Origin of the sequence: Bacillus cereus group sp. BfR-BA-01522 (genome assembly GCF_022662635.1) — a bacterium.
Classification (GTDB): Bacteria; Bacillota; Bacilli; order Bacillales; family Bacillaceae_G; genus Bacillus_A; species Bacillus_A cytotoxicus.
The window spans coordinates 1-11,483 of record NZ_JAKUDY010000004.1 but is presented as its reverse complement, the minus strand read 5'-3'; the positions used below and the strand labels follow the sequence as shown (position 1 = coordinate 11,483).

Genomic DNA, 11,483 nt, shown 5'->3' with positions numbered 1-11,483 from the left:
AAGTATAGAAGGATTGGTATCTAGAAAGGGGCATAGTGATGGAAAAGCAAAGAACTTTTCATGTCGCTGTAGTTGGAGCAACCGGCGCAGTTGGTGAACAAATGTTAAATACTTTAGAGAAACGAGATTTTCCAATCGGAAAGTTAACGTTACTTTCATCGAAACGATCTGCAGGTAAGAAGCTTGTATTTAAAGGAGAAGAATTCATAGTTCAAGAAGCAACTCCTGAAAGTTTCGAGGGAGTGGATATTGCATTATTTAGTGCTGGTGGATCCGTATCGAAACAACTCGCGCCAGAAGCAGCAAAACGTGGTGCGATTGTTGTTGATAATACAAGTGCATTCCGTATGGCAGAAAATGTGCCGCTTGTTGTACCAGAAGTAAATGAAAATGACTTAAAAGAACATAATGGTATTATTGCAAATCCAAACTGTTCTACAATTCAGATGGTAGTTGCTCTTGAGCCGATTCGTCAGCAGTTTGGATTAAAACGAGTAATTGTTTCCACATACCAAGCTGTATCTGGAGCGGGTGCTGCTGCGATTCAAGAACTTCATGAACAATCACAAGCGATTTTAAATGGTGAAGAAGTAAAAGCAAATGTTTTACCTGTATCAGGTGATAAAAAACATTTCCAAATTGCTTTTAATGCGATTCCACAAATCGACAAGTTTGAAGATAATGGATTTACATTTGAAGAAATGAAAATGATTAATGAAACGAAAAAAATCATGCATATGCCTGAGTTAGAAGTTGCTGCAACATGTGTCCGTTTACCTGTTGTATCAGGTCATTCTGAGTCTGTTTATATCGAAGTAGATCAAGAAGGTGTAACAGTAGAAGACTTGAAGAACCTACTTGCAAGTGCAGAAGGTGTAGTATTACAAGATGATCCAGCAGAACAGCTATATCCAATGCCATCTACTGCAGTTGGTAAAAACGAAGTATTCGTTGGACGTATTCGTAAAGATTTAAATAACGAAAAAGGATTCCATCTTTGGGTCGTATCTGATAACTTATTAAAAGGCGCTGCATGGAACTCTGTTCAAATTGCAGAACGATTAATCAAATTACAATTAGTGTAAACGGCTAAGAGAAGGTGCAAAGATGAAAATTATTGTTCAAAAATTCGGTGGGACATCAGTACGTGATGAAAATGGACGTAAGCATGCACTTCACCATATTAAAAAATCATTAGATGCTGGCTATAAAGTAGTTACGGTTGTATCAGCAATGGGACGAAAAGGCGAGCCATATGCGACAGATACATTATTAAGTCTTGTGAATCAAGAGAAATGCAGTATTTCAAAACGTGAGCAAGATTTATTGTTATCATGTGGAGAATTAATCTCAGCTGTCGTCTTCTCAAATATGCTAAATGAAAATGGAATAAAAGCAGCGGCGCTAAATGGTGCGCAAGCTGGTTTTGTAACGAATGACGACTTTACGAATGCAAAGATTATTGAAATGAATTGCGATCGTATATATGAAGAGTTACAAAATGTAGATGTTATTGTCGTTACAGGATTTCAAGGTCAAACGAAAGCTGGAGATACGACAACGCTTGGACGTGGAGGCAGTGATACATCCGCTTCCGCATTAGGTGTTGCACTTCATGCGGAATATATAGATATATTTACAGATGTAGAAGGGGTAATGACGGCAGATCCACGTATTGTAAAAGATGCACGTCATCTTCAAACTGTAACATACAATGAAATTTGTAACATGGCATATCAAGGGGCAAAAGTTGTTCATCCGCGCGCCGTTGAAATTGCGATGCATGCGAAAGTGCCGCTTCGCGTACGTTCTACGTACTCTGATAGCGAAGGTACGCTTATTGCAGCATATGATGGTGCTACGAAAGGGCGCGATGTAGAGGAACGCCCTGTTACAGGAATTGCTCACGTATCGAATGTGACACAAATTAAAGTGCTTGCGAAAGATGGAGCATATGATTTACAGCAACAAGTTTTTAAAGAGATGGCGAGTGAAGGGATTAGTGTTGATTTAATTAATATTTCCCCAACAGGTGTGGCGTATACAGTGAGCGATCATGTCTCAGGTCGTGCGATTGAATTATTAAGAACACTTGGATATGAACCAATTGTAACGGAACATTGTGCAAAAGTATCCATTGTTGGAGCTGGAATGGCTGGCATTCCAGGGGTTACTGCCAAAATTGTTACTGCATTAGCAGAAAAAGGTATTCAAATTTTACAATCTGCAGATAGCCATACAACGATTTGGGTGCTTGTAAAAGAGACAGATTTAGTAGAGGCTGTAAATGCATTACATAGTGCATTTGAGCTTTCTAAAGAAAAGCAACTGGAACAATAAGGAGTGAGACCATGATAGATTTTGGGACAATTGCAACTGCGATGGTAACGCCGTTTGATAAAAACGGAAATATCGATTTTGCAAAGACAACGAAATTGGTAAATTATTTAATAGATAACGGTACAACTACAATCGTGGTAGGAGGAACAACTGGAGAGTCACCTACATTATCATCAGAAGAAAAAGTAGCGTTATATCGCCATGTCGTATCTGTTGTCGATAAAAGGGTGCCCGTAATCGCTGGAACAGGTAGCAATAATACACATGCTTCTATTGAGCTAACAAAAAAAGCGACAGAAGTTGGTGTCGATGCAGTGATGTTAGTGGCGCCGTATTATAATAAACCAAGTCAAGAAGGAATGTATCAGCACTTTAAAGCGATTGCTGAGAGTACTGAACTTCCGATTATGCTATATAATGTTCCGGGACGATCTATTGTTCAAATTTCTGTTGATACAGTTGTTCGTTTATCAAAAATTCCAAACATCGTTGCAATTAAAGATGCGGGCGGCGATGTATTAACAATGACAGAAATCATTGAAAAAACAGCGGACGATTTTGCTGTATACAGCGGTGATGACGGGTTAACGTTACCAGCTATGGCAGTTGGGGCGAAAGGTATTGTATCTGTTGCTTCTCATGTGATTGGAAAGGAAATGCAAGAAATGATTTCAGCATTCCAATCAGGAGATTTTAAGAAGGCACAAACATTGCATCAATTACTTCTAAGAGTAACAAATGCATTATTTATGGCACCGAGTCCAACACCAGTAAAAACAGCGTTACAAATGGTTGGATTAGATGTAGGATCTGTACGTTTACCGCTTCTTCCACTAACAGAAGAAGAACGAGTAACTTTACAAGAAGTGATACAATCAATCCCGCGTTAATAAAAAATGACCTAGTTTTCAGCTAGGTCATTTTTATTTTGAAACAAAAATTACATTTATAATAAACGTTTCTGAAGAATAATTTTAGGTTCTCCTTTCTCATTCGTATATGTCCCGATAATATCAAAGCCACTTTTTATATTGAGAATGAGCATATTACGCCATTTCTTTTTCGTTTTCGTCTGAACGATAGAATACCCCTTTTCTTTTAATAACTGATGCTGAGCTTTCATTAAGTTAGAGCCAATCCTCTGATTTCTATACTGATCAGCAACGCCGCTTAACCAGCTATAAAACATTTCGTTATTCAGTTCATATCCGATTTTATAACCGACTACTTGTTGATTGTGCATAGCTAAATTGATGAGTAACTTTGGTTTATTTTGCATTTGTTTTATTCAATCATTCGAATGATTGAAAATGGTTTGTGTAATTGAATGATTTCCTCTTGTATCTTTTTATTTGGAAGCGATTCGAAAATGAAATAATCCATGTAAATGGCTCCCCTTTCCTTTTTTATTCCCGTGAGATGATTGTTTTCCTGCCGAACGTAAAGGAATATTTTATATGGAATTTGTCTGCTTTCCTCTCTTTCTCACGATTTAACTTGTGTTCCAATTCTTATATCAGTTATAATATGGCTAAGTAGCTTAGTACGGGTATGCTTAGCAAAAGTGGAAAAAAATACAATTCAACGGCATTTTCATATGATATCGCATAAGATATTTGATTTATATAAATGAAAGAGAGGTGAAACCTGGTTTAAAAAATGAAAAAGAACATGATATCGCATAACGGTAAGGACATTCGTCTTGGACGGTGAATATATGGTGGTTGTAGAGTTTCCCTGGTGTCTCTACAATTTTAGTGAAATCAGTGTTTACAAGATTTTTAAACCAGGCAACAACATGAAGAGAAAAGAGATTGATTCTGTAAAGGTATTTGCTCTTGGTGGAGTAGGTGAAATCGGAAAAAATATGTACTGCGTCGAAATTGATTCCGAAATTTTTATCGTCGATGCAGGCTTAATGTTTCCAGGAGATGAGATGTTTGGAATTGATATCGTAATCCCTGATATTACATATTTAATAGAAAATCAAGAGCGAGTAAAAGGTTTATTTATTACACATGGTCATGAAGACCATATTGGTGGAATTGTTTATGTAATGCGTAAGCTTTCCATTCCGGTATATGCAACCAAGTTAACGGTAGGATTAATTCAAGAAAAGCTGAATGAAGCAGGAATGCTTGGTCGTGTAGACTTAAAAACAATTGATTCAAATTCGGAAGTTGAATTTAATACGACAACGGTTTCATTCTTTGGAACAACGCACAGTATTCCTGATTCTGTTGGTGTATGCTTCCATACATCAAAAGGTGCGATTGTATATACAGGAGATTTTAAATTTGATCAAACACCGATTGGTAATAGCGGAGCAGATCTTGGAAAGATGGCAAAAATCGGAAATGAAGGTGTGCTCTGCTTATTATCTGATAGTACGAATGCGGAACGACCTGGTTACACAGGTTCTGAAAAAGAAGTTGGTATGGAAATATCAAAAGTTTTTTATGGCGCAGAAGGACGCATTATTGTTGCTTCTTTTGCATCCAATGTTCACCGTATTCAGCAAGTTTTTGATGCAGCGGCTGAAACAGGACGTAAAGTAGCGGTTGTTGGTCGTAGCATGGTGAAAGTAGTAGATATTGCAAGACGTCTTGGGTATTTAGATGTGCCGGATGGCATGCTTATTTCATTGCAAGAAGTAGAGAACTTCCCGGAGAAGAAAGTGGCAATTTTAACAACAGGTAGCCAAGGTGAACCGATGGCAGCCCTTTCAAGAATGGCAAAGCAATCTCATAAACAAATTTCCATTCGCAAAGGAGATACAGTTATTATTGCAGCATCTCCAATTCCTGGTAATGAAGTGTCGGTATCTAAAATTATCGATTTATTATTTAGAGCCGGTGCGGAAGTTGTCTATTATGGTGAAAGAAAAGTACACGTTTCTGGTCATGGTAGTCAAGAAGAATTAAAATTAATGTTAAATTTAATGAAACCGCAATATTTTATACCCGTACATGGTGAATTCCGTATGCAAAAAGCACATGCGTATTTAGCTGAAGATGTAGGTATTGCAAGAGAAAATATTTTCATTGTCGATAAGGGTGATGTAATTGCTTTTGAAGGTGATGAGGCAAAACCAGCTGGCAAAGTACAAGCAGGTAATGTTCTTATTGATGGATTAGGTGTAGGAGATGTTGGGAACATCGTTCTGCGCGATCGAAAAATGTTATCACAAGATGGTATTTTAGTTGTTGTAGTAACGCTTGGAAAAGAAGAGAAAAAAATAATCTCTGGTCCAGAAATTATTTCACGCGGATTTGTCTATGTTCGTGAATCAGAGGCATTAATTGAAAGATCTACAGACATTGTACGTACAATTGTAGAACAGTCTATTAAAGAATATTCGATTGAATGGTCTATGTTGAAGCAAAACATTCGTGAACTATTAGGACAATTCTTATATGAAGAAACGAAAAGAAAACCAATGATTTTACCGATTATTATGGAAGTGTAACAGGTTACCTTTACTTTAAATTTAGATAATAAATTACAGGATAGTTAGTCCATTATGAGGGCTGATTATCCTTTTTTATTTATATAATGAATGGGGAAGTAAAGATTGAATATTTAGTTTAATTAGTATAATATAGGTGTGTAATTTGAATAGTTTGTTTGGTTTTTGGAGGAGGGCAAAATTTCAGTGCGAGGATCTTAAAAAACAATCAGAGGTACTCTTAAAGATAGACAAAGGATGGGATGGTGTTTTAATGAGAGTTCAAGAAATATCCATTGGTAATAGAAAGGCATATCTTCTACTAAATTCGAAAGGAGTACCCGTTGTATCAGTAGCTAGGTATATGAAACATCTCTATAACAAAGAGAGTAAAAGCAATACTTTAAAGACATACTGTACGGCTTTAAAACACTATTTTACATACTTACAATAAATAAAAATTGATTACCAACAAGTCAATTTTGAGACTTTATCTAACTATGTGACCTGGCTTAGAACCCCATGTAGGAACAACAAGATCATTTCCTTACAAAGTTACCCCAAAAACATAATAAAGAAAAAGAACCCAAAGAAAAAACAAAGATATTTACAAAAGAACAAGTTGAAACTATCTATCATTTAACTATGAATATTAGAGATCGATTTCTAGTTCTTTTGCTTTTTGAAACTGGTTTACGTATTGGCTAAGCTATCTCTTTATTCCTTAAAGATTTTCAATTTGATGCTAAACAAAGAAAACATAAGCTCAAATTAACAGATAGAGGGGAATTACCTAATGGCGGTAAGTTAAAAGCAGAATCTCGGGAATTAGATATTTCTCAGTCATTAATGAACTTATATGATGACTATAATCTGGATCATAATTTTGTTTTTGTAAAGCTTCTTGGGAAAAATTCTGGTGAACCAATGACCTATTCGGATGTATATGTCACTTTTAAAGAGATTGAGAGAAAAAACGGCATTCATATAACCCCACATTTATTTCGTCATACACACGGAACTATTTACTATCTCGAAACGAAAAATATTAAAATGGTACAAGAGTGTTTGGGACATTCGCAAGTCCAAACAACAATCAATCTATATGTTCCCCCTTCTTATGGTGCAATCCGAGAGAATTGGGAAAAAGCAGCTCATGCGTTTAAAATTGGACCCAAAATAGATAACTAAAAGGACGATGTTGCCTTAGGGATCCTTCGAAGCATTTCACAACTATTCATAACGATGTTTTTAAACAGCATTTTAAAAAATATATTAAAATTAGATTACTAGGCGGAAAGAAATTTTCGGTGGGTACAGCTATGAATTATCTAAGATTTGTTTCAAGATTTCTAAATTTTATCAGTCAACTAGAACCTAACTGGAGTAATCGAAATACTCTTACAAGAAAGTATATCGAGAACTATTTAGAGTATCTTCATTATTATGCAAAAAATAATTTGAAATATAAAAAACTAATCCAAAGCAACATATAAATGATAGTCTAAAATGTGTTTACACCTTTTTACGGGATGTGTCGTGCTCGAGTTAATGGTAATTGTCCATTAGCAGTAGAGCCCCCTTGCCTTACAGCAAACGATGGAAAACCTTGTTTTGACTTATCGGTTGGTATGACAAGCTTTGATGTAAAAAAATATGAGCTACATATAGAAAGTACAACTAAAATAATTGAAGTTTCAAAGGAATATGGTCGCCAAGATATGGTCAAAGCAAACGAAAGGAACTTAAAAAGATACAAAAACATTTATAAAACCATTAAAAAAGGAAATACCATTTTTGGACGTTTTGAACGTATAAAAAGGTAGCTAGAGGGCAAGAAAAGGAAAGGTGTTAACCGTGAAGAACAATTGAGGAAGTTACACGAAAAAAGAAAGCAAACAACCAAAGTTAAAGTTGAGGAAGCTATTAAACGCTTAACAAAGATTTCTAAGGCAATTAACTTTAACAGTGTGGCGGAAGAAGCTGGTGTAAGTAAAGCTACGCTTTATAATCACCCAGAACTTAAAGAACGTATTAAATTCTTACGGAATCAACAAGAAAAAGCATTTGTAGACTCTAGAATTAAACGAGATGAAAGTAATCAAAATGTCTTGCATCTCTTAAAAGAAAGATTGAAAAGCTGAAAAAAAGAAAAAAAGAGCTCGAAGAGGAAAATAAGCGATTACGCGAAAGAGAAAATGAAAAGCTTACTGATTACTTTTCGAAGTTATAAAGCAAGACCACACATATTAGAGGATTGCCCGTTTTAAAAAAATACGCTAAGGGTATGCAAGATTTTATACAGCTTTTCGGCTAATCCAGTAACAAACGAGACCTCTAAAACCCATACCGAGATAGGAATGTATAAAAAGATGAATAGAGTTATAGAAAATATAAAAGGGGATTCATTCTAAGAGTAAGGATTCGCCTTTTTCTTGCTACCAATAATGAGACGTTATGTTAACTTTATATGAATATGATATACATTTCTTAATTTTGAGATAAAACGGTATAATACAAAGTAAAGTATTTGATTATACATACTGTAAAGGAGATGACCTTGTGCTTTTGAAAGAAGAGATAAGAGTGGTTGTTGGTGTTGGAGGATACAATAACAATCCCGAATGGATACAAACAGAAGAGACAGAACTAAACTTGTTAAAACGAGATGATTGGGAGAAAAAATTTTCACCTAACACTGTAACAGCTATTTTAGCTGAACATGTATGGGAGCACTTAACCTATGAAGAAGGGAAAGAAGCTGCAAAAATATGCTTTGATTTTCTAAAACCTGGTGGTTACATCCGTTGTGCCGTTCCCGATAGTTTTTTCCCAGATAAAGATTATCAAAATGGAGTACAAGTGGGGGGACCAGGTCCTAAAGATCATCCAGCAGCAAGCCATAAAATTGTACATAACTTTAAAACTATAACTTCCATGTTTAACGAAGCCGGTTTCGAGGTAAAGCTTCTAGAATATTGTAATGAAAATGGAGATTTTCATTTTCATGAATGGGATGAAAAACAAGGGTTTATTTACAGATCTAAACGTTTTGACCATAGAAATAAGGATGGAGAGCTCGGTTTTGTTTCTCTTATAGTAGATGCTATAAAACCATCAAAATAACATCAACTGTTATATAATTAAGAGTTCATAAAAAGAGGTTGGATATAATCATTCCAACCTTTTACAATCTACTTCCGCTTTCGAAAATTATGTAAATAAGCTGCTGATAGGGGCAGCTTATTGTATTTTTTTGCTTAACATGTTTTTTTCTGAAATGCTGGCAGTAGTCTATCACAATCAAGCTTAGAAAAGCAAATACCCCAAATGTAGCTTTGGAATAAAGTTTGATTATTTTAAGGCTCCTTATTCCACTAAAGCTCCCGTTAGCGTGGTATGGATAAAAATAGAAAATTATGCATATTTGTTTTCTTTGCTAAACATCCAATGCCCTGAGCTCAAATTTTACAGGAAAGGTATACCCCATAGGCTCTCAAGACAACAGTTACATACTCTCCATGATGAAAGGTAGGGCATCCCAAATCTTATGTATTTTATTGGTGAAAGATGGGGCTACATTGACTCGGTTACTTGGCGAACGCGGTTGTACCAATGTTTAAACCCAATGTAATTGCATTGGGTTTTTTCTTTGTCGGAAATAAAATAAAGTTTTCGGCAACTGACAGCTTCGAACTAAACTGCCCCGTTAGTTGCATAAGAAACTTTAACTAACAGAATTTCTTATCAAACTTTATTAATAATTATCAAACTTTTTTATAAATGATCAGAATTTGTTTTATGGGTGTTATTAAATTCTTAAGTTGATGGATGTGGTGGAACTCCACATAATAAAATAGGCAGGAATATTTTATACATATCAAATATGTTCCTGCCTTTGATTTTATTGAGTTTAACATCTATGACCTAAATATAATGTGTGGGTGACCTTTTTTCTTTTCATCCCTCTCGAATGAAATTTACAACTTAAGAAATAATAGGTGTATACGAGCGAAAGGGGATGCGATATGACAGAGCATGAACGTTATACAAATGAAGAAACGGAAGCTGAACCAAAAGGAGATGCGAAAGAAGCATCAGTAATAGAGAAGATTCAACAGCTAGGTCAAACGAACGTGCCGCAAATGAATGAGTCTAAAATTCATTGTTTGACAATTGTAGGGCAAGTAGAAGGGCATGTTCAATTGCCACCACAAAATAAAACGACGAAATATGAACATATCATTCCGCAAATCGTCGCAATCGAACAAAATCCGAAAATCGAAGGGTTATTATTAATACTGAACACAGTCGGTGGAGATGTTGAAGCGGGACTAGCTATTTCCGAAATGGTAGCATCGCTTTCAAAACCGACAGTATCTCTTGTGTTAGGTGGTGGCCATTCCATCGGTGTCCCAATTGCTGTGTCGACCGATTATTCTTATATTGCAGAAACAGCAACGATGACGATTCATCCAATTCGTTTAACAGGACTTGTCATTGGTGTGCCGCAAACATTTGAGTATTTGGATAAAATGCAAGAACGTGTCATTCGATTTGTAACAAAGCATTCTAAAGTGACAGAAGATCGTTTTAAGGAGCTTATGTTTGCAAAAGGAAATTTAACGCGTGACATTGGAACAAATGTAATTGGTGGCGATGCGGTGAAATACGGCTTAATCGATGATGTGGGAGGAATAGGAGATGCGATTCAAAAATTGAATGCATTGATCGATATGAGAGCGACAGGGAAAAATCAAGATGGGAAGTTGTTACAATGATTTTATACACAATGATGCCGGAACATTTCATTTATCCACCAGATTATTCGCAAAATGAAGGGCAAAAAGTTATTCATGTAAGTGGTGTAGAAATGGTAGTGAACTTAGAAAAAGATCAATCGTATTCGATTGTGCGCCTGCTAAGCACAAATCCAGATCACTACTTACAATATGAGCCAGGACAGAGAATATCCATTTCGTAAAAAGCAGGATTTTATCTAAAGGCTATGGTATAATATAAAAAACAAGACGGTTGAGCAGCCATGAATAGGCTGCTTTCTTCTGTTTATGTAGCATTTTACAAGAAGTGTAAAAAATAGAAGAGAAAAAGACCTGAATAAAAGAGAAACTTTCTCTATTTTTCGTTTACTATTGGTTGAACAAGTCGTGCTTTTACGGAAGGGAACAGTTTGTGCCTATCTTCTTTATTTTTATCTTTTTAGGCGAGAAGACACCCACCTCAAGGAACGTGCAGGGCATAGCCCAATGAGTAGGTGGGGGATGAATCGCCTTCGGATAGGGCGTGGCTTATGCCACGTTAACGATCCGACACACTTAAACCTTTACGAATAAGCTCGTAAACCGCACCTGCAAAACTCGTGATGTAATTTTCTTTTTGGTATTTTTCGATTTCTGCCACTAAATCAGCAGGAAACGTAATTAATTTTGAAATACGTTCCATACTACTTCACTTCCATTTCAGTATATACTTATGTTTGGTATATAATGAGTATATGCTAAAAGGAGGTGAAATCAATGTTAGTTAACAAAGTGTATAAGTTTCGTATCTATCCAAACAAGGAGCAAGAAATTCTAATTGCAAAAACAATCGGTTGTTCACGTTTTGTATTCAATCATTTTTTAGCACAATGGAATGACGCATACAAAGAGACAGGCAAAGGATTAACTTATAA

11 protein-coding genes and 2 pseudogenes are annotated in these 11,483 nt (G+C 35.7%); 11 read left to right on the top strand and 2 right to left on the bottom strand.

Going from position 1 to position 11,483, the window contains the following annotated elements:
• Positions 1-38 precede the first annotated feature (38 nt).
• Genes asd through dapA form a run of 3 tightly spaced genes read left to right on the top strand, consistent with a single transcriptional unit; the run spans position 39 to position 3,230 of the window.
• Positions 39-1,085: an aspartate-semialdehyde dehydrogenase gene (asd, locus tag MR059_RS07100; RefSeq protein ID WP_012094894.1), complete on the top strand. Its 1,047-nt coding sequence runs from the start codon at positions 39-41 to the stop codon at positions 1,083-1,085.
• 22 nt (positions 1,086-1,107) lie between these two features.
• Positions 1,108-2,340, top strand: coding sequence for an aspartate kinase (gene dapG, locus MR059_RS07095; protein WP_012094893.1), 1,233 nt, complete (start codon positions 1,108-1,110; stop codon positions 2,338-2,340).
• Positions 2,341-2,351: 11 nt separating this feature from the next.
• Positions 2,352-3,230 (top strand): 4-hydroxy-tetrahydrodipicolinate synthase, encoded by an 879-nt coding sequence (dapA, locus tag MR059_RS07090; RefSeq protein ID WP_012094891.1) that lies wholly within the window; start codon positions 2,352-2,354, stop codon positions 3,228-3,230.
• Between the two features lie 56 nt (positions 3,231-3,286).
• Here the strand turns inward: dapA and MR059_RS07085 are convergent, their stop codons facing one another.
• The gene (locus tag MR059_RS07085) at positions 3,287-3,619 is read right to left on the bottom strand and encodes a GNAT family N-acetyltransferase (RefSeq protein WP_313932404.1); all 333 of its coding nucleotides are present in this window, start codon (positions 3,617-3,619) and stop codon (positions 3,287-3,289) included.
• A 519-nt stretch (positions 3,620-4,138) separates the two neighbouring features.
• Here MR059_RS07085 and MR059_RS07080 point away from each other — a divergent pair.
• The 7 genes and pseudogenes from MR059_RS07080 to MR059_RS07050 all read left to right on the top strand — a co-directional run bounded on the left by MR059_RS07080 (position 4,139) and on the right by MR059_RS07050 (position 10,772).
• The gene (locus tag MR059_RS07080; protein WP_041809900.1) at positions 4,139-5,809 is read left to right on the top strand and encodes a ribonuclease J; all 1,671 of its coding nucleotides are present in this window, start codon (positions 4,139-4,141) and stop codon (positions 5,807-5,809) included.
• Between the two features lie 253 nt (positions 5,810-6,062).
• A pseudogene (locus MR059_RS07075) lies at positions 6,063-6,979 on the top strand (tyrosine-type recombinase/integrase).
• Positions 6,980-7,299: 320 nt separating this feature from the next.
• On the top strand, positions 7,300-7,614 hold the full coding sequence (locus MR059_RS07070; protein WP_242161688.1) for a hypothetical protein: 315 nt from the start codon (positions 7,300-7,302) through the stop codon (positions 7,612-7,614).
• A gap of 42 nt (positions 7,615-7,656) precedes the next feature.
• Positions 7,657-8,021: pseudogene (locus tag MR059_RS07065) on the top strand (DUF6262 family protein).
• A 329-nt stretch (positions 8,022-8,350) separates the two neighbouring features.
• The gene (locus tag MR059_RS07060; protein ID WP_242161687.1) at positions 8,351-8,914 is read left to right on the top strand and encodes a class I SAM-dependent methyltransferase; all 564 of its coding nucleotides are present in this window, start codon (positions 8,351-8,353) and stop codon (positions 8,912-8,914) included.
• A 902-nt stretch (positions 8,915-9,816) separates the two neighbouring features.
• Entirely contained in the window at positions 9,817-10,569 is a 753-nt protein-coding gene (locus MR059_RS07055) for a ClpP family protease (protein WP_012094888.1), read from the top strand.
• A complete protein-coding gene (locus MR059_RS07050) occupies positions 10,566-10,772 on the top strand; it encodes a YlzJ-like family protein (RefSeq protein ID WP_012094887.1) in 207 nt (68 codons plus the stop codon). Before MR059_RS07055 ends, MR059_RS07050 begins: the two co-directional genes overlap by 4 nt.
• A gap of 335 nt (positions 10,773-11,107) precedes the next feature.
• On the opposite strand, the gene MR059_RS07045 is transcribed toward MR059_RS07050, so the two are convergent.
• Complete coding sequence (locus tag MR059_RS07045) at positions 11,108-11,251, bottom strand: hypothetical protein (protein WP_164468624.1); 144 nt, start codon at positions 11,249-11,251, stop codon at positions 11,108-11,110.
• Positions 11,252-11,325: 74 nt separating this feature from the next.
• Here MR059_RS07045 and MR059_RS07040 point away from each other — a divergent pair.
• Positions 11,326-11,483, top strand: a 158-nt coding sequence (locus tag MR059_RS07040; protein ID WP_242161721.1) for a helix-turn-helix domain-containing protein, incomplete at its 3' end; no start/stop codon positions are given.

Bases quoted from the DNA above. Each gene is read 5' to 3' on its own strand.
- MR059_RS07085 (WP_313932404.1), bottom strand. From the start codon at position 3,619: ATGCAAAATAAACCAAAGTTACTCATCAATTTAGCTATGCACAATCAA.
- dapA (WP_012094891.1), top strand. From the start codon at position 2,352: ATGATAGATTTTGGGACAATTGCAACTGCGATGGTAACGCCGTTTGAT.
- MR059_RS07045 (WP_164468624.1), bottom strand. From the start codon at position 11,251: ATGGAACGTATTTCAAAATTAATTACGTTTCCTGCTGATTTAGTGGCA.
- MR059_RS07080 (WP_041809900.1), top strand. From the start codon at position 4,139: ATGAAGAGAAAAGAGATTGATTCTGTAAAGGTATTTGCTCTTGGTGGA.
- dapG (WP_012094893.1), top strand. From the start codon at position 1,108: ATGAAAATTATTGTTCAAAAATTCGGTGGGACATCAGTACGTGATGAA.
- MR059_RS07055 (WP_012094888.1), top strand. From the start codon at position 9,817: ATGACAGAGCATGAACGTTATACAAATGAAGAAACGGAAGCTGAACCA.
- MR059_RS07050 (WP_012094887.1), top strand. From the start codon at position 10,566: ATGATTTTATACACAATGATGCCGGAACATTTCATTTATCCACCAGAT.
- asd (WP_012094894.1), top strand. From the start codon at position 39: ATGGAAAAGCAAAGAACTTTTCATGTCGCTGTAGTTGGAGCAACCGGC.